This window comes from Anoxybacillus sp. (assembly GCF_036834105.1).
In the GTDB taxonomy this organism is placed as follows: domain Bacteria; phylum Bacillota; class Bacilli; order Bacillales; family Anoxybacillaceae; genus Anoxybacillus.
In genome coordinates, this window is record NZ_DAITON010000002.1 from 21,909 (window position 1) to 40,222 (window position 18,314).

At 43.6% G+C, this 18,314-nt stretch carries 17 protein-coding genes and 1 other annotated feature; all 17 genes read right to left on the reverse strand.

All coding sequences use genetic code 11. The features are described 5' to 3' along the window. Positions 1 to 9: 9 nt before the first annotated feature. Positions 10 to 297, reverse strand: coding sequence for a 50S ribosomal protein L23 (gene rplW / locus V7Z64_RS00510; protein ID WP_003397660.1), 288 nt, complete (start codon positions 295 to 297; stop codon positions 10 to 12). Continuing rightward, positions 297 to 920 (reverse strand): 50S ribosomal protein L4, encoded by a 624-nt coding sequence (gene rplD, locus V7Z64_RS00515; RefSeq protein ID WP_091701780.1) that lies wholly within the window; start codon positions 918 to 920, stop codon positions 297 to 299. The genes rplW and rplD overlap by 1 nt, the downstream gene beginning before the upstream one ends. A 27-nt stretch (positions 921 to 947) precedes the next feature. Further along, positions 948 to 1,574, reverse strand: coding sequence for a 50S ribosomal protein L3 (gene rplC, locus V7Z64_RS00520; protein WP_003397657.1), 627 nt, complete (start codon positions 1,572 to 1,574; stop codon positions 948 to 950). Positions 1,575 to 1,597: 23 nt separating this feature from the next. Then, positions 1,598 to 1,906, reverse strand: coding sequence for a 30S ribosomal protein S10 (gene rpsJ / locus V7Z64_RS00525; protein WP_003397656.1), 309 nt, complete (start codon positions 1,904 to 1,906; stop codon positions 1,598 to 1,600). Between the two features lie 275 nt (positions 1,907 to 2,181). Further along, complete coding sequence (tuf, locus tag V7Z64_RS00530; protein WP_021095336.1) at positions 2,182 to 3,369, reverse strand: elongation factor Tu; 1,188 nt, start codon at positions 3,367 to 3,369, stop codon at positions 2,182 to 2,184. A 120-nt stretch (positions 3,370 to 3,489) separates the two neighbouring features. Further along, entirely contained in the window at positions 3,490 to 5,568 is a 2,079-nt protein-coding gene (gene fusA, locus V7Z64_RS00535; RefSeq protein ID WP_003397654.1) for an elongation factor G, read from the reverse strand. A gap of 135 nt (positions 5,569 to 5,703) precedes the next feature. Next, positions 5,704 to 6,174 (reverse strand): 30S ribosomal protein S7, encoded by a 471-nt coding sequence (gene rpsG / locus V7Z64_RS00540; RefSeq protein ID WP_003397653.1) that lies wholly within the window; start codon positions 6,172 to 6,174, stop codon positions 5,704 to 5,706. 44 nt (positions 6,175 to 6,218) lie between these two features. Continuing rightward, positions 6,219 to 6,641, reverse strand: a complete 423-nt coding sequence (gene rpsL, locus V7Z64_RS00545; RefSeq protein ID WP_003397652.1) for a 30S ribosomal protein S12 — start codon at positions 6,639 to 6,641, stop codon at positions 6,219 to 6,221. A gap of 102 nt (positions 6,642 to 6,743) precedes the next feature. Continuing rightward, entirely contained in the window at positions 6,744 to 6,992 is a 249-nt protein-coding gene (locus V7Z64_RS00550) for a 50S ribosomal protein L7ae-like protein (protein WP_297990395.1), read from the reverse strand. A gap of 124 nt (positions 6,993 to 7,116) precedes the next feature. Then, on the reverse strand, positions 7,117 to 10,716 hold the full coding sequence (gene rpoC, locus V7Z64_RS00555; protein ID WP_297990397.1) for a DNA-directed RNA polymerase subunit beta': 3,600 nt from the start codon (positions 10,714 to 10,716) through the stop codon (positions 7,117 to 7,119). A 49-nt stretch (positions 10,717 to 10,765) separates the two neighbouring features. Further along, positions 10,766 to 14,326: a DNA-directed RNA polymerase subunit beta gene (rpoB, locus tag V7Z64_RS00560; protein WP_297990399.1), complete on the reverse strand. Its 3,561-nt coding sequence runs from the start codon at positions 14,324 to 14,326 to the stop codon at positions 10,766 to 10,768. Between the two features lie 207 nt (positions 14,327 to 14,533). Then, positions 14,534 to 15,133, reverse strand: a complete 600-nt coding sequence (locus V7Z64_RS00565) for a class I SAM-dependent methyltransferase (protein WP_297990434.1) — start codon at positions 15,131 to 15,133, stop codon at positions 14,534 to 14,536. A gap of 87 nt (positions 15,134 to 15,220) precedes the next feature. Next, complete coding sequence (gene rplL / locus V7Z64_RS00570; RefSeq protein WP_297990401.1) at positions 15,221 to 15,583, reverse strand: 50S ribosomal protein L7/L12; 363 nt, start codon at positions 15,581 to 15,583, stop codon at positions 15,221 to 15,223. 45 nt (positions 15,584 to 15,628) lie between these two features. Beyond that, positions 15,629 to 16,129 (reverse strand): 50S ribosomal protein L10, encoded by a 501-nt coding sequence (gene rplJ / locus V7Z64_RS00575; RefSeq protein WP_297990403.1) that lies wholly within the window; start codon positions 16,127 to 16,129, stop codon positions 15,629 to 15,631. Between the two features lie 41 nt (positions 16,130 to 16,170). After that, positions 16,171 to 16,318: a sequence feature (ribosomal protein L10 leader region), on the reverse strand. Positions 16,319 to 16,370: 52 nt separating this feature from the next. Then, positions 16,371 to 17,072 carry a 50S ribosomal protein L1 gene (rplA, locus tag V7Z64_RS00580; RefSeq protein ID WP_297990406.1) on the reverse strand — a complete coding sequence of 234 codons (702 nt, stop codon included), beginning with the start codon at positions 17,070 to 17,072 and terminating at the stop codon, positions 16,371 to 16,373. Positions 17,073 to 17,175: 103 nt separating this feature from the next. Continuing rightward, positions 17,176 to 17,601 carry a 50S ribosomal protein L11 gene (gene rplK / locus V7Z64_RS00585; RefSeq protein ID WP_003397643.1) on the reverse strand — a complete coding sequence of 142 codons (426 nt, stop codon included), beginning with the start codon at positions 17,599 to 17,601 and terminating at the stop codon, positions 17,176 to 17,178. Positions 17,602 to 17,752: 151 nt separating this feature from the next. Next, positions 17,753 to 18,286 (reverse strand): transcription termination/antitermination protein NusG, encoded by a 534-nt coding sequence (gene nusG, locus V7Z64_RS00590; protein WP_297990408.1) that lies wholly within the window; start codon positions 18,284 to 18,286, stop codon positions 17,753 to 17,755. Between the last annotated feature and the right edge of the window lie 28 nt (positions 18,287 to 18,314).

The window sequence follows — 18,314 nt, forward strand, 5'->3', positions numbered from 1 at the left end:
CTTTTAAACTTATACTTCAAATAGTTCGATCTCTTTGCTGTCTGGCGTTAATGTTACAATCGCTTTGCGGCGACGATTTGTTAATCCGCTATAACGACCGACGCGTTTGAACTTTCCTTTATAGTTCATAATGTTGACCTTCGCTACTTTTACGCCGAAGATCGCCTCGATTGCGTCTTTTACTTCTGTTTTGTTCGCTTTCACATCAACTTCGAACGTATATTTTTTCTCAGTCATCAACTCTGTTGAACGTTCAGTAATGACGGGGCGCTTAATAATATCGCGAGGATCTTTCATTATGCAAGCACCTCCTCTACTTTTTCCACAGCAGCTTTCGTAATGACAAGCTTGTCGTGGTTGAGTACATCAAGAACGTTGATGCCGCTCGCTGTTACAACTGTCACTCCTGGGATGTTACGAGCTGAAAGGATCACGTTCTCGTTCGCATCAGCTGTTACAATTAACGCTTTGCGATCAACGGAAAGATTGTTTAAAATTTTAACCATTTCTTTTGTTTTTGGTGCTTCAAGCGCTAGGTTATCTAACACAACGATGTTGTTTTCAAGCACCTTTGAAGATAAAGCCGATTTAATGGCTAAGCGACGAACTTTTTTAGGAAGTTTGTAGCTGTAGCTACGTGGAACTGGACCAAACACAATACCACCGCCACGCCATTGTGGAGAACGGATCGATCCTTGGCGAGCGCGTCCAGTACCTTTTTGACGCCATGGTTTACGGCCACCGCCGCTCACTTCTGCACGATTTTTTGTTTTATGAGTTCCTTGACGCAAGGAAGCACGTTGCATAATTACCGCTTCAAATAACACATGTTTGTTCGGTTCAATACCAAATACGGCATCGTTTAATTCAATTTCACCGATGTTTTCTCCGTTTTGGTTATACAATGCTACTTTTGGCATTGGGTAATTCCTCCTTTCTTAAAGAAATTATTTCGCTTTAACCGCGCTTTTAATAATAACAAGCCCTTTGTTCGGACCTGGTACGTTTCCTTTAATTAAGATTAAGTTGCGTTCTGGATCCACTTTTACAACTTTTAAGTTTTGTACCGTTACACGCTCGCCACCCATGCGACCTGGAAGCTCTTTAGATTTAAATACACGGTTTGGAGCGATCGGACCCATTGAACCAGGACGACGATGATAACGAGAACCGTGAGCCATCGGTCCACGAGATTGTCCATGACGTTTAATTACACCTTGGAAACCTTTACCTTTCGACGTACCTGTTACATCAACGATTTCGCCTTCGTTGAAAATATCAACTTTTACTTCTTGACCCACTTCATATTCCGCAAGATTTACACCACGAATTTCACGAATGAAGCGCTTAGGTGTGGTGTTCGCCTTTGCAGCATGACCTTTTTGCGGTTTGTTCGCTAATTTTTCACGTAAGTCTTCAAAACCTAATTGAATCGCTTCGTAACCGTCGTTTTCAATCGTTTTCTTTTGAAGAACTACGTTTGGAGTGGCTTGAACAACTGTTACAGGAATAAGATCTCCGTTTTCAGCGAACACTTGAGTCATGCCGATTTTTCTTCCTAAGATTCCTTTCATCTTTCACACCTCCTATATCACAATTACAACTTGATTTCAATATCGACACCAGACGGTAAGTCTAAACGCATTAAAGAATCTACTGTTTGTGGCGTCGGGTTGACGATGTCAATTAAGCGTTTGTGTGTGCGCATTTCGAATTGTTCACGAGAATCTTTGTATTTATGAACCGCACGTAAGATCGTGTACACCGTTTTTTCAGTTGGTAACGGAATCGGTCCAGATACACTTGCGCCTGAACGCTTTGCAGTTTCCACAATTTTCTCAGCAGATTGATCAAGAATTCGATGATCATACGCTTTTAAGCGAATACGAATTTTTTCTTTTGCCATTATTTTCCCTCCTTCTTCGCCTATTTTTAAAATAGACATTCTCCATGGAAATTTCCTTCACACTCGCCATGGCAAAGCGGCCGAGTGTGTCAGCAACCTTCCACTTCATCGCAGTCAAAGACCAACGTTTATTATTATATATAATTTTTATATTCAATGCAAGTTTTTTATTTGTTTTCTTTACAAACTGCCTTTCCTATTATACATATTTCGTCGTGCATTTTCAATGGAGCAAAAATAAGTGGCCTAGCTTATTGCTAGACCACTTATATCGATTACTCGATAATTTCAGATACAGAACCTGCACCTACTGTACGTCCACCTTCGCGGATCGAGAATTTTGTACCTTCTTCGATCGCGATTGGCGCGATTAATTCTACTGTCATTTCGATGTTGTCACCAGGCATTACCATCTCAACACCTTCTGGAAGTTGGATGATACCTGTTACGTCCGTTGTACGGAAGTAGAATTGTGGACGGTAGTTAGAGAAGAATGGAGTATGACGTCCACCTTCTTCTTTTGTTAATACGTAAACTTGCGCTTTAAATTTTGTGTGTGGAGTGATTGTTCCTGGTTTCGCTAATACTTGACCACGTTGTACTTCGTCACGAGAAACACCGCGAAGAAGCGCACCGATGTTGTCACCAGCTTCAGCTTGGTCAAGAAGCTTACGGAACATTTCAACACCTGTAACAGTTGTTGCTTTTGGCTCTTCAGAAAGACCGATGATTTCTACTTGGTCACCTACTTTTAAGATACCGCGCTCAACGCGACCTGTAGCAACTGTACCACGACCAGTGATTGAGAATACGTCCTCAACTGGCATCATGAATGGTTTGTCAATTTCACGTTGTGGAGTTGGGATGTACTCATCAACAGCGTTCATAAGCTCGATGATTTTCTCTTCCCAAGCTGGATCTCCTTCAAGAGCTTTTAACGCAGAACCCTTAATGACAGGAACTTCGTCTCCAGGGAAGTCGTATTCAGATAATAGATCGCGAACTTCCATCTCAACAAGCTCTAAAAGCTCTTCGTCGTCTACCATGTCGCATTTGTTTAAGAATACAACGATGTAAGGTACGCCTACTTGGCGAGAAAGAAGAATGTGCTCACGAGTTTGTGGCATTGGACCGTCAGCAGCAGATACAACTAGGATCGCGCCGTCCATTTGCGCAGCACCTGTGATCATGTTTTTCACGTAGTCAGCGTGACCTGGGCAGTCAACGTGTGCGTAGTGACGGTTGTCAGTTTCATACTCAACGTGTGCAGTTGAGATTGTAATTCCGCGCTCACGCTCTTCTGGAGCAGCGTCGATTTGGTCATACGCGCGTGCTTCTGCTTTACCTTGTTTCGCAAGAACTGTTGTGATTGCAGCTGTTAAAGTTGTTTTACCATGGTCAACGTGGCCGATTGTACCAATGTTGACGTGTGGCTTCGTACGTTCGAATTTTGCTTTAGCCATTATAATATCCTCCTTAATGTTTTTTATTAAGTATAGAATGCTTGGAAGCGAAAGTGCACAAGCACGTCCACTTCCAAGTCTTACATAAGTATTTATACTTGAACAATGCTAGAAAATCAATTATTCACCTTTATTTTTTTTGATGATTTCCTCAGCAATGCTCTTCGGAACTTCTTCGTAATGGTCAAATACCATTGTGAACGTTCCGCGACCTTGTGTATTTGAACGCAATGAAGTTGCGTATCCAAACATTTCAGAAAGTGGAACCATCGCGCGAACAACTTGTGCGTTACCGCGAGCTTCCATACCTTCGACGCGACCACGACGAGAAGTGATGTCACCCATAATGTCACCTAAATATTCTTCAGGGACGATGACTTCTACTTTCATGATTGGCTCAAGCAATACAGGATCACATTTTGACGCTGCGTTTTTCAACGCCATAGAAGCAGCGATTTTGAACGCCATTTCACTTGAGTCAACATCGTGGTAAGAACCGTCGAACAATTTCGCTTTAATGTCGACAACTGGATATCCTGCAAGGACACCATTTTGCATTGCATCTTCAAGACCTGCTTGGATGGCAGGAATGTATTCTCTCGGAACAACCCCACCAACGATCGCGTTTTCGAATTCGAAGCCTTTTCCTTCTTCGTTTGGCGAGAACTCGATCCAAACGTGACCGTACTGACCGCGACCACCAGACTGGCGCACAAATTTCCCTTCAACTTGTGCCGACTTACGGAATGTTTCGCGGTACGCAACTTGTGGAGCACCAACGTTTGCTTCTACCTTGAATTCACGACGCATACGGTCAACGATGATATCAAGGTGAAGCTCACCCATACCCGCGATGATTGTTTGACCTGTTTCTTGATCCGTCCACGCACGGAATGTAGGGTCTTCTTCTTGAAGTTTTTGTAACGCTGTGCTCATCTTATCTTGGTCAGCTTTTGACTTCGGTTCGATTGCAATTTGGATAACTGGCTCTGGGAATTGCATAGATTCTAAAATTACAGGGTCTTTTTCATCACACAGCGTATCACCAGTTGTTGTATCTTTTAAACCTACAGCTGCCGCAATGTCACCTGCATACACTTGCGCAATTTCTTCGCGGTGATTTGCGTGCATTTGTAGAATACGACCGATACGTTCACGCTTACGCTTTGTTGAGTTCAACACGTACGAACCGGAGTTTAATGTTCCAGAGTATACGCGGAAGAACGTCAACTTACCAACGTAAGGGTCTGTCATAATTTTGAACGCTAACGCTGCAAACGGAGCGTCATCGCGCGCTTCACGAACCGTTTCCTCTTCTGTATCAGGAACAGTTCCTTTAATCGCAGGAATGTCAACTGGAGACGGTAAGTAGTCAACTACTCCGTCAAGCATCAATTGAACACCTTTGTTTTTGAATGCAGAACCGCAAAATACAGGGAAGAATTGAACTGAAACTGTCGCTTTACGAATCGCAGCTTTCAACTCTTCTTTTGTAATCTCTTCCCCTTCTAAATATTTCATCATTAATTCTTCGTCAAGCTCTGCAACGGCTTCAATTAATTTACCGCGATATTCTTCAGCCATATCACGATAATCTTCAGGAATTTCGATACGCTCGATGTTTTTCCCTAACTCATCATGATAGTGGTATGCGCACATTTCAACGAGGTCGATAATACCTGTGAACTGATCTTCTGCACCGATCGGCAGTTGAACAGGGTGCGCATTCGCTTGTAAGCGCTCATGAAGCGTTTTAACAGAGTACAAGAAGTCAGCGCCAATCTTGTCCATTTTGTTGACGAAAACAATACGCGGAACACCGTATGTAGTCGCTTGGCGCCATACTGTTTCTGTTTGCGGCTCTACACCTGATTGTGCGTCTAGTACAGCTACCGCACCGTCCAATACACGCAATGAACGCTCAACCTCTACTGTGAAATCGACGTGTCCTGGTGTATCGATGATGTTAATACGATGGCCTTTCCATTGAGCAGTTGTCGCTGCGGACGTAATTGTAATTCCGCGCTCTTGTTCTTGCTCCATCCAGTCCATCGTCGCTGCGCCCTCATGAACTTCACCGATTTTATGAACGCGTCCTGTATAGAAAAGGATACGCTCTGTCGTTGTTGTTTTACCGGCATCGATGTGGGCCATGATTCCAATATTGCGAGTGTTTTCCAAGGAGAACTGTCTTGCCATATGGATTTTTTCTCCTTCCTTAAATGAAGTATCGTAATTTAATTTGCGTATAGAAATATAGGCGAATGAGCGATGGGCATGCTTTTTTTAGTTTCAACCGCATCGCTCTTACCTATTCTTAATTTAACAGAAAAATTACCAGCGATAGTGAGCAAACGCTTTGTTTGCTTCTGCCATTTTGTGCGTATCTTCGCGTTTCTTCACAGCTGCACCTGTGTTGTTTGCAGCATCCATGATTTCGTTTGCTAAACGCTCTTCCATTGTTTTTTCCCCGCGAAGACGAGCGTAGTTAACGAGCCAGCGAAGACCTAATGTCGTGCGGCGCTCAGGACGCACCTCAACAGGAACTTGATAGTTTGCACCACCTACACGGCGTGCGCGAACTTCAAGAACTGGCATGACGTTTTTCAACGCTTGCTCAAACACTTCCATTGGATCTTTACCTGTGCGCTCACGAATAATATCGAACGCTGTGTAAAGAATTTTTTGCGCTTTACCTCTTTTACCGTCAATCATAATTTTATTGATTAAACGCGTAACTAACTTTGAATTGTAAATTGGATCTGGTAACACATCTCGTTTAGGAACCGGACCTTTACGTGGCATAGTTTTTCCTCCTTTCAGTAAAAATCAGCGAGAAATGATTCATGTTATTTCTTAGCTGCTTTTGGTTTTTTCGCACCGTATTTCGAACGACCTTGCATACGGTTTGCTACACCTGCTGTATCTAACGCACCACGAACGATGTGGTAGCGCACCCCTGGTAAGTCTTTTACACGTCCACCGCGAATTAATACAACGCTGTGCTCTTGTAAGTTATGACCGATACCTGGGATGTAAGCAGTTACCTCGATACCGTTCGATAGACGTACACGGGCATATTTACGAAGCGCAGAGTTTGGTTTCTTTGGTGTCATCGTACCTACACGTGTACATACTCCACGTTTTTGCGGAGAGTAAACAGTTGTTTGAACTTTTTTGAAGCTGTTGTACCCTTTATTTAACGCAGGTGATTTAGATTTCACTACCTTTTTTGTACGACCTTTACGTACAAGCTGGTTAATTGTAGGCATGGTAAAATTCCTCCCTTCATAATCAAATTCAAGCCCACACATCCAGGTGGCTCATTTTTATGCAAAAACAAAGTTTTTGTAGTAGACCCACAAAAACAGTTTTTAACGAATGATCGCGACAGCCGCCGCTCCTACTTCGATTTTGCAAGCTTTCCCGAGCTTTTTCATCGAGTCCACTTTACATATAGGTACATGCGCTACATTTGCCGCCTCTACGACTTTTCGGACAATCGTTTCATCCGCATCTTCAGCGATCACAACTTCACGTACCTTTCCATCTTTCAGAGCTCGCACTGTTTGTTTCGTTCCTACAATAATTTGTTTAGCCTGTGCGACTTTTTCATAAGACATGTAACATATCCTCCAAAGTGACAGGTTTCGGAACACCTTTATTATGCTATCACTTTCTAAGAGCTCTGTCAACTATATTTTTTGAACCGATTGCTAGCGTCATCTGCTAGCAATCGGTTCATCATTATTTCGTTGTGACAACATCTTCTTCTTTAGTCGTTTTAATGATTGGCTTTGCTTTGCGATAGCGTGCCATTCCTGTCCCTGCCGGAACAAGTTTACCGATAATGACGTTTTCTTTTAATCCTAGCAATTCATCGCGTTTTCCTTTAATCGCTGCATCCGTTAAGACGCGCGTCGTTTCTTGGAACGATGCTGCAGACAAGAATGAATCTGTTTCAAGCGATGCTTTTGTAATTCCAAGTAGCACCGGACGAGCTGTCGCCGGACGTTTGCCCTCCATCAATACTTTTGCATTCGCATCCGTAAACTGATGGATGTCAAGTAGCGTACCTGGCAACAAGTCTGTATCGCCTGCATCGATGACGCGAACTTTACGAAGCATCTGGCGAACCATGACTTCAATATGTTTATCGCTAATTTCTACCCCTTGCATACGATATACTTTTTGCACTTCACGCAACAAGTACTCTTGAACAGCATTCATATCCTTGACTCTCAATAGTTCTTTCGGGTCGATTGAACCTTCCGTTAGTTCTTGACCGCGTTCAACTTTCTGTCCTTCCTGTACTTTGAGACGTGCGCTATAAGGGGCCGTATACGTCCGCGTCTCAACTTCACCTTGAATGACGATTTCACGCTGACGATCGCGTGTTTCATTAATTGCCGCAACAACGCCATCAATTTCCGAAATAACCGCCTGACCTTTCGGATTCCGCGCTTCAAATAACTCCTGTACGCGCGGTAAACCTTGTGTAATATCGTCTCCTGCTACCCCACCTGTATGGAACGTACGCATCGTGAGCTGTGTACCTGGTTCACCGATCGATTGAGCAGCAATAATACCAACTGCTTCACCAACCTCAACTTCTGCGCCCGTCGCCAAGTTGCGTCCGTAACATTTTTTACATACACCGTGACGCGTATTACATGTAAATGCAGAACGAATCCACACTTCTTCAATTCCGGCTTTTACAATGGCGTTTGCGATGTCTTCTGTAATCATTTCATTTTCACGCACAAGCACTTCGCCTGTTTCTGGATGCTTTACCGTTTTTCGCGCATAACGTCCAACAAGGCGATCTTCGAGTTTCACAATGACTTCCGTACCGTCTTTTAACGCACGAATTAACGTGCCTCGATCTGTACCGCAATCGTCTTCACGAATGATGACATCTTGCGCAACGTCTACGAGACGGCGTGTTAAATAACCAGAGTCGGCTGTTTTCAACGCCGTGTCAGCAAGACCTTTGCGCGCTCCGTGCGTCGAAATGAAGTATTCAAGTACCGTTAATCCTTCACGGAACGAAGACTTAATCGGAAGTTCAATAATGCGTCCGGCTGGGTTCGCCATTAACCCGCGCATACCTGCAAGCTGCGTAAAGTTCGATGCGTTACCACGGGCTCCGGAGTCACTCATCATGAAAATCGGATTTCGCTTATCAAGCGACTCCATTAGACGACCTTGAATTTTATCTTTCGCCGCACTCCAAATCGAAATGACACGCTCATAACGCTCTTCATCGGTAATTAAACCGCGTCTAAATTGTTTTAATACCGTGTCAACTTTCGCTTGTGCCTCTTCTAAAATTTCCTGTTTTTCAGGCAAGACAACGATGTCAGCTACCCCGATTGTAATACCGGCTTTCGTCGAATACTTGAAGCCGAGATCTTTCATGCGGTCAAGCATTTTGGACGTCTCTGTAATTTTGAAACGTTTAAACACTTCTGCAATGATGTTACCGAGAATTTTCTTCTTAAACGGTGGAACGAGCGGACGCTTGCGAATTTCTTCTTTCACGTTCACACCTTTATCTAGGAAATACTTGTCTGGTGTTCGTTCTTCAATGTTTTCTTGCGTCGGTTCATTAATATATGGGAATGACTTCGGCAAGATTTCATTGAAAATCAATTTCCCGACAGTCGTTACAAGTAACTTATTATTTTGCTCTTCTGTAAATGTTTCGTTTTTCAATGAACCTGCATGAACGGCGATGCGCGTATGCAAATGAACATAACCGTTATGATATGCTAACAACGCTTCGTCCGTGTCTTTGAATACCATTCCTTCCCCGACTGCTCCTTCACGCTCCATCGTTAAATAGTAGTTTCCTAAAACCATGTCTTGTGAAGGAGTAACGACTGGCTTTCCATCTTTCGGGTTTAAGATGTTTTGCGCTGCTAGCATAAGCAGACGTGCTTCAGCTTGCGCTTCTGCTGAAAGCGGTACGTGAACAGCCATTTGGTCACCGTCAAAGTCCGCGTTGTACGCAGTACATACGAGCGGATGCAAGCGAATGGCGCGACCTTCTACAAGCGTCGGCTCGAATGCCTGAATTCCAAGACGGTGAAGAGTCGGTGCACGGTTTAATAGTACCGGATGTTCTTTAATAACAGACTCTAACACATCCCAAACTTCTGGATGAACGCGCTCAATTTTCCGCTTCGCGCTTTTAATGTTGTGCGCTAAACCGCGCTCTACTAACTCTTTCATTACAAACGGCTTAAACAACTCAAGCGCCATTTCTTTCGGCAAACCGCATTGATACATTTTTAAGTTTGGACCAACAACGATAACGGAACGTCCAGAATAGTCAACACGCTTACCGAGCAAGTTTTGACGGAAACGTCCTTGCTTTCCTTTCAACATGTGCGACAGTGACTTCAGCGGACGGTTTCCTGGCCCTGTAACAGGGCGACCGCGGCGACCATTGTCAATTAACGCATCAACCGCCTCTTGAAGCATTCGCTTTTCGTTTTGAACGATAATGTTTGGTGCGCCAAGATCCAACAGACGTTTTAGACGATTGTTTCGGTTAATTACTCGACGATATAAATCATTCAAATCTGACGTCGCAAAACGTCCACCATCCAATTGGACCATCGGGCGCAACTCCGGTGGAATGACCGGTAAAACGTCCAATACCATCCAAGACGGGTCGTTGCCAGAGTTACGAAAAGCTTCTAGCACTTCGAGACGTTTAATTGTGCGAGCCCGACGCTGCCCTTGTGCCGTCTTCAATTCTTCCTTTAACGTTTCTACTTCTTTTTCAAGATCGATGTCTTGCAGAAGCTTTTTAATCGCTTCTGCACCCATCGAAGCTTGGAATGAATTCCCGTACTTTTCGCGATACGCGCGATACTCTTTTTCAGAAAGCAATTGTTTCTTTTCTAATGGCGTATCACCCGGATCAGTCACGACATAAGATGCAAAATAAATGACTTCTTCTAGCGCGCGAGGGGACATGTCTAACACAAGTCCCATCCGGCTAGGAATTCCTTTAAAATACCAAATATGTGAAACAGGGGCTGCTAGTTCAATATGACCCATGCGCTCACGACGAACTTTTGCTCGCGTAACTTCCACACCGCATCGATCACAAACGACACCTTTATAACGAACGCGCTTATACTTTCCGCAATGACATTCCCAGTCTTTCGTCGGACCAAAAATGCGTTCGCAAAACAGTCCATCTTTCTCTGGTTTTAATGTTCGATAGTTAATCGTTTCTGGTTTTTTAACTTCACCATACGACCAAGAACGAATTTTCTCGGGTGAAGCGAGTCCGATCTTCATATATTCAAACTTATTTACATCTAACAAGGGGCCTACCTCCCTTTTAATATCCAGGTTTTACCCTTATGTCAACACGCTATTCTTTCACAACGACGCCTTCATCTTCTTTGGCTGACTCATCTGTAGGTGGGATGATGTCAACTGGTGGAACGTCATCATCTTCCCCGAAATTTTCCATACTAATTTCTTTTTCGTCGCTCGATAAAACTGTGACATCCATACCTAAGCTTTGTAATTCCTTAATTAATACTTTGAACGATTCCGGAACGCCTGGTTCTGGGACGTTTTCACCTTTCACGATCGCTTCGTACGTTTTCACACGACCAACGACGTCGTCCGATTTGACCGTTAAAATTTCTTGCAACGTGTAAGCCGCTCCGTACGCTTCAAGCGCCCATACTTCCATTTCACCGAAACGTTGACCACCAAATTGTGCTTTTCCTCCGAGTGGCTGTTGTGTAACAAGTGAATATGGACCTGTCGAACGAGCATGCAACTTATCGTCAACCATGTGTGCGAGCTTAATCATGTACATAATACCGACAGAAACACGGTTGTCAAACGGCTCTCCTGTACGTCCGTCATATAAAACCGTTTTGGCATCGCGTGCCATTCCTGCTTCCTCTAACGTTGCCCATACATCTTCTTCACGGGCACCGTCGAATACAGGTGAAGCAACATGAAGCCCGAGTTTTCTTGCTGCCATTCCGAGATGTAACTCAAGTACTTGCCCGATGTTCATACGTGAAGGTACGCCTAGTGGGTTTAACATAATGTCCACTGGGGTGCCATCCGGTAAAAACGGCATATCTTCTTCAGGTAAAATGCGCGAGATGACCCCTTTGTTTCCGTGGCGTCCCGCCATTTTGTCACCTTCGGAAATTTTCCGCTTTTGTACAATGTACACACGAACAAGCTGGTTTACACCTGGCGGCAACTCGTCACCGTCTTCGCGGTTAAATACTTTTACATCAAGGACGATTCCGCCCCCACCGTGCGGTACACGTAAGGACGTATCGCGCACTTCACGTGCCTTTTCCCCGAAGATCGCATGAAGCAATCGTTCTTCAGCTGTTAATTCCGTAACTCCTTTCGGTGTTACTTTTCCAACGAGCAAGTCACCGTCTTTTACTTCTGCCCCGATGCGCACAATGCCTCGTTCATCTAAATTGCGGAGCGCATCTTCACCAACATTCGGGATATCGCGCGTAATTTCTTCTGGACCGAGTTTTGTATCGCGCGCTTCTGATTCGTATTCCTCGATATGAATAGACGTGTACACATCATCTTTTACAAGACGCTCACTCATAATGATCGCGTCTTCGTAGTTGTATCCGTCCCACGTCATAAACGCGACAAGCACGTTCCGACCAAGCGCTAACTCACCTTTTTCCATGGATGGACCGTCCGCTAAAATTTCGCCTTTCTCAACGATATCGCCTGCTTTGACGATCGGACGTTGGTTGTAACATGTTCCTTGGTTTGAACGAACAAACTTCAACAAGCGATATTTATCTAAATCACCTTTGACTTCTTTTCCATCAACTTCGATTAAACGGCGCACCCAAATCTCTTTTGCCTCTACTCGCTCCACGACCCCACGATGTTTACAAATTACTGCGGCACCGGAATCTTTCGCTGCGACATATTCCATTCCCGTACCGACAATTGGCGCTTCAGGCTGCATAAGTGGAACAGCTTGACGTTGCATGTTCGCACCCATGAGCGCGCGGTTCGAGTCATCGTTTTCTAAGAATGGAATGCACGCAGTCGCAACCGATACAACTTGTTTCGGTGAAACGTCTACATAGTCAACACGATCGCGCTTCACAACAATATTTTCACCACGGAAGCGAGCAACGACGTTTTCCTCTAAAAATGTTCCATCTTCCGCAATTGGAACGTTCGCCTGAGCAACAACGTAATTATCTTCCTCATCTGCTGTTAAATAGTCAATTTGATCCGTTACTTTTCCTGTTTCAGGATCAACGCGACGGTAAGGCGTTTCAATAAAGCCAAATTTATTAACTTTCGCATATGTCGAAAGCGAGTTGATCAATCCGATGTTTGGACCTTCCGGCGTTTCAATTGGACACATGCGCCCGTAGTGCGAATAGTGAACGTCACGCACTTCAAAACCAGCACGTTCACGCGTTAAACCACCTGGACCAAGCGCAGACAGACGACGTTTATGTGTCAGCTCTGCAAGCGGGTTTGTTTGATCCATGAATTGCGATAATTGCGAGCTTCCAAAAAACTCTTTAATCGCCGCAATTACCGGACGAATGTTAATGAGTTGCTGTGGTGTAATTGTGTTAGTATCTTGAATGGACATCCGTTCGCGAACGACGCGCTCCATGCGCGAAAGACCAATTCGGAACTGATTTTGCAACAACTCGCCAACAGAACGAAGTCGACGGTTTCCTAAATGGTCGATATCGTCCGTATCACCGACCCCATGCAATAAGTTAAAGAAGTAGCTAATGGATGCAATAATATCCGCAGGGGTAATATGTTTTACCGTTTCCGGAATGTATCCGTTGCTAATGACCGTGATGACTTTTTCGCCATCTGGATCATTTGGGGCGTAAATTTTGATCGCTTGCAAAGCAAATTCATCTTCGACAACGCCCCCGAGCGGTTGGTATTTTCGCATACCAATCCCTTTTTCAAGCTCAGGTAAAATGCGGTCGAGCGTTCTACGATCAAGAACAGTCCCTTTTTCTGCGATTACCTCACCCGTTTCTGGATGAACGAGCGTTTCCGCCAAACGCTGACCAAATAAACGGTTTTTAATATGAAGCTTTTTGTTGATTTTATAACGACCTACGCTTGCCAAATCATATCGTTTCGGATCAAAGAAACGAGAGATTAACAAGCTTTTTGCATTTTCAACGGTAGGCGGCTCCCCAGGACGTAACCGTTCATAAATTTCAAGCAATGCTTTCTCTGTGCTCTCTGTATTGTCTTTTTCTAACGTGTTACGAATATACTCATTATCACCAAGCAAATCGACAATCTCTTGGTCTGAACCAAAACCTAGCGCTCGCAACAATACAGTTACAGGCAACTTACGCGTACGGTCGATACGAACGTAAACAACGTCTTTTGCGTCCGTTTCGTATTCTAACCATGCGCCGCGGTTCGGAATAACAGTGGCCGTAAACCCGCGTTTTCCGTTTTTATCCACCTTGCCACTATAGTACACGCTCGGTGAACGAACAAGCTGTGAAACGATAACGCGCTCGGCACCATTAATGATAAATGTTCCTGTTTCTGTCATTAACGGGAAGTCTCCCATAAATACATCTTGTTCCTTTACTTCGCCTGTTTCTTTGTTGATGAGGCGCACTTTGACCCGAAGCGGTGCCGCGTATGTAACGTCGCGTTCTTTCGACTCTTCAACAGAGTACTTCGGCTCTCCTAAGCTGTAATCAATAAATTCTAGTGACAAATTTCCTGTAAAATCTTCGATCGGTGAAATATCTTGAAACATTTCACGCAATCCTTCGTCGAGAAACCACTGGTAGGAAGAAGTTTGAATTTCAATTAAGTTCGGTAGTTCCAACACCTCACTAATGCGCGCATAACTTCTTCGTTGGCGGTGTCGTCCGTATTGAACTAGTTGACCTGTCAACTGATTCACCCCTCAAATCAAACATTAATAACTTGTCGTAAGACAAAAAAGAAATGGTTTCTTATAAGAAAACCACATGTTTGACCTATTATATATTTTATAAGTTTTTCCTTTAAAACTAAAATTATACATACATACACAGCATACGTAAACTAAAAAAAATACACATTTAGCATTTTATAATGGTATCATACAGATATTTAGGCGTCAAGCTTTTTGTGCCCGAATAATAAAGTAACCTTTTTTCTTTTCAACAACATCAACTTGAGCAAAAATCATGTTTAACTTCTCTAATGCAGATGGAGCTCCTTGTTTTTTTTGAATAACAACCCAAAGCTCTCCCTTGGAAAGAAGATAGTTTGCACTTTGCTCAAAAATAGCATGAACCACCGCCTTACCAGCACGAATCGGTGGGTTTGTAACAATCGCGGCAAACCGCCCTTCAACTCGATCAAATAGATTACTTATGTAAATTCGCGCGTTTTCAATTTTGTTTTGCCGCTTGTTCTTCTCTGCCAACTCAATCGCTCGTTCGTTCACATCGATCATATCTATCATTCGGTGTGGGAAATCTTTCGCAAGCGCTAAACCGATTGGCCCATACCCACATCCGACATCAAGAATATTTCCCGGCACAGTTGGTTCAACAAACGTCTCAATTAATAACCGCGAACCAAAATCCACTTCTTTTTTCGAAAACACCCCTTGATCGACTGTAAATAAAAATTGATGCCCGCGTAGCATATACGTCCATTGAAACGGTTTGCTCTCTACATTTGGTCGCTCCGTATAGTAATGATCAACCATCACACTCACCCCTCTTTCCTCCATTGTAAACGAATGAACATGAAAACACAAAGAAGCTCGCTACTAAGAGCGAGCTTCCTCACATCATTACTTAATTTCAACTTTCGCGCCAGCTTCTTCAAGTTTCGCTTTAATTTCTTCAGCTTCTTCTTTAGAAACGCCTTCTTTAACTGGCTTTGGAGTGTTGTCTACTAAGTCTTTTGCTTCTTTTAAGCCAAGACCAGTAAGTTCGCGCACAACTTTAATAACTTTAATTTTTTGCGCGCCGCCATCGGCAAGGATTACGTCGAATTCAGTTTTTTCTTCAGCAGCACCAGCAGCAGCACCGCCAGCAACTACTACAGGAGCAGCAGCAGTTACACCAAACTCTTCTTCAATTGCTTTTACTAAGTCGTTTAATTCTAAAACAGTCATATTTTTAACCGCTTCAATGATTTGTTCTTTAGTCATGATCGATCTTCCTCCTTAATGTTTTAATTTTAGGCGATTTGGAAATTAAGCACCTTGCTCTTCTTTCTTCTCAGCAACCGCTTTTGTAACGAGAGCAAAGTTGCGGATTGGTGCTTGAAGAACGCTAAGCAACATAGAGAGCAAGCCTTCGCGAGATGGAAGCTCTGCAAGTGCCTTAACTTCTTCAAACGTTGCCACGTTGCCTTCGATGATACCTGCTTTAATTTTTAACGCTTCGTTCTTTTTCGCGAATTCGTTCAAAATTTTTGCAGGAGCAACGACATCTTCATTGCTGAATGCAATCGCATTCGGACCTGTTAATGTTTCGTCTAAACCTTCTAAGCCTAGCTCAGCAACAGCACGACGAGTTAATGTGTTTTTGTACACTTTGAACTCGATGCCCGCTTCGCGAAGTTGCTTACGAAGTTCTGTAACTTGAGCGACATTTAAGCCACGGTAATCAACGATGATCGTTGACTTGCTCGCGCGAAGTTTTTCAGCAATCTCCACCACTAGCTGCTGCTTTTGTTCAAGTACGCTGCTCATGTCAACACCTCCTGTAGAAGTTGAGTTTCAATACCACTTATACCGCCCAATAAAAAGCCTCCACGTCAGCGTAGACATGGAGGCCCCTAAAAGTGCACGCATGCACTCATTTATCAGTCTCAACACCTCGGTAGGAAATTAAGCCTTGCATGAGGCACCTACTGTCTACGGTACAAATGATATTCTTTTTTCAAACAATGAGTATTTTACTAAATTCCAATTAGAAAGTCAACATCTATTATTAGCGCGCAACAGCAACTGTAGAAGGATCTACTTTTACGCCAGGACCCATCGTTGAAGCAACTGTTACGTTTTTCACGTATGTGCCCTTTGCCGCTGCTGGTTTCGCTTTTAAGATTGTTTCGTAAATTGTTGTGAAGTTTTCTACTAATTTTTCTGTATCGAACGATACTTTGCCGATTGGTACATGGATATTTCCTGCTTTATCAACGCGGTACTCTACTTTACCAGCTTTAATTTCGTTAACCGCTTTAGCAACTTCGAACGTAACTGTTCCTGTTTTAGGGTTTGGCATTAATCCTTTTGGTCCTAAAATACGACCGATTTTACCAACTTCACCCATCATATCAGGAGTAGCAACGATCACATCGAACTCAAACCAACCTTGTTGGATTTTGTTGATGTAATCTGTGTCGCCTACGTAATCTGCGCCTGCAGCTTCTGCTTCTTTCGCTTTTTCACCTTTCGCAAGTACTAACACGCGGCGTACTTTACCTGTACCATGTGGCAGTACAACTGCACCACGAATTTGTTGGTCCGCTTTCTTCGGATCAACACCTAAACGGAAAGCAACCTCTACTGTTGCGTCAAATTTTGCAACATTCGTCTTTTTCACTAACTCGATCGCCTCTTGTAGAGCGTATGCTGTTGAGCGATCAATCAATTTCGCTGCCTCTAAGTAACGTTTTCCTCTTTTTGGCATGTTTATTTCCTCCTTTTGTGGTTTTAACGGAAAGACCTCCCACGAATAAAGGTTGCGAAAACTATATAGTTCGCTTCCGCAACCTTTTCCAGCCAGATCTTCATTAGTCTTCGATGACGATACCCATGCTGCGCGCTGTTCCTTCGATCATGCGCATAGCTGCTTCAATGCTCGCCGCGTTTAAGTCTGGCATTTTTGTTTCAGCAATCTCGCGCACTTTGTCGCGCTTTACTGTTGCCACTTTATTACGGTTTGGCTCACCAGAACCAGACTCGATACCAGCCGCTTTTTTAAGTAACACAGCAGCAGGTGGAGTTTTCGTAATAAATGTAAATGAACGGTCTTCATATACCGTAATTTCAACAGGAATAATTAAACCTGCTTGATCAGCTGTACGAGCGTTGAATTCTTTACAGAATCCCATGATGTTAACACCAGCTTGACCTAATGCTGGACCGACTGGTGGTGCTGGATTCGCTTTCCCTGCAGGAATTTGCAATTTGACAACTTTAATTACTTTTTTAGCCACGAGACACACCTCCTTAAGTCCGTGATGTGGTATTAGGGATGTTCCCTCCCACTCCATATATGAAAACAATCATCGCATTCGTCTCAATGATTGAGACATACTGACCTTAAAATATTATCACTTTTCTTGCATGTTTGCAAGTTGTTTACTATTATATTTTTTCGATTTGGGAAAAGTCAAGTTCTACCGGTGTTTCACGTCCGAACATATCAACGAGCACCGTTACTTTTTGTTTGTCCATCTCAATTTCTTGAATCGTTCCAACGAAGTTTGCGAATGGGCCTTCTTTAATACGAACGGTTTCATTCAATTCAAAATCAAATTCGAGCTCGATTAAGTCGACGCCCATGCGTTTTAAAATCGCCGAAACTTCTTCCTCAAGAAGTGGCGTCGGCTTCGATCCCGCGCCAGCTGAACCGACAAATCCCGTTACCCCCGGAGTGTTGCGAACAACGTACCAAGAGTCATCAGTCATAATCATTTCTACAAGTACGTAACCCGGAAACACTTTCTTTTTTACTACTTTCTTTTTGCCGCCTTTTGTGTCTGTCTCTTCCTCTTCAGGTACAACAACACGAAAAATTTTATCTTGCATACCCATCGACTCGACACGCTTCTCTAAGTTTGTTTTCACCTTATTTTCGTAACCCGAATACGTATGAATAACATACCAATTCTTTTCCATTTGTTGGGACGTTATCGTCCTTCCCTCC

Coding starts and splice junctions, on each gene's coding strand:
- rplW (WP_003397660.1), bottom strand. CDS start 297: ATGAAAGATCCTCGCGATATTATTAAGCGCCCCGTCATTACTGAACGT.
- rplD (WP_091701780.1), bottom strand. CDS start 920: ATGCCAAAAGTAGCATTGTATAACCAAAACGGAGAAAACATCGGTGAA.
- rplC (WP_003397657.1), bottom strand. CDS start 1,574: ATGAAAGGAATCTTAGGAAGAAAAATCGGCATGACTCAAGTGTTCGCT.
- rpsJ (WP_003397656.1), bottom strand. CDS start 1,906: ATGGCAAAAGAAAAAATTCGTATTCGCTTAAAAGCGTATGATCATCGA.
- tuf (WP_021095336.1), bottom strand. CDS start 3,369: ATGGCTAAAGCAAAATTCGAACGTACGAAGCCACACGTCAACATTGGT.
- fusA (WP_003397654.1), bottom strand. CDS start 5,568: ATGGCAAGACAGTTCTCCTTGGAAAACACTCGCAATATTGGAATCATG.
- rpsG (WP_003397653.1), bottom strand. CDS start 6,174: ATGCCACGTAAAGGTCCGGTTCCTAAACGAGATGTGTTACCAGATCCA.
- rpsL (WP_003397652.1), bottom strand. CDS start 6,641: ATGCCTACAATTAACCAGCTTGTACGTAAAGGTCGTACAAAAAAGGTA.
- V7Z64_RS00550 (WP_297990395.1), bottom strand. CDS start 6,992: ATGTCTTATGAAAAAGTCGCACAGGCTAAACAAATTATTGTAGGAACG.
- V7Z64_RS00565 (WP_297990434.1), bottom strand. CDS start 15,133: ATGGTTGATCATTACTATACGGAGCGACCAAATGTAGAGAGCAAACCG.
- rplL (WP_297990401.1), bottom strand. CDS start 15,583: ATGACTAAAGAACAAATCATTGAAGCGGTTAAAAATATGACTGTTTTA.
- rplJ (WP_297990403.1), bottom strand. CDS start 16,129: ATGAGCAGCGTACTTGAACAAAAGCAGCAGCTAGTGGTGGAGATTGCT.
- rplA (WP_297990406.1), bottom strand. CDS start 17,072: ATGCCAAAAAGAGGAAAACGTTACTTAGAGGCAGCGAAATTGATTGAT.
- nusG (WP_297990408.1), bottom strand. CDS start 18,286: ATGGAAAAGAATTGGTATGTTATTCATACGTATTCGGGTTACGAAAAT.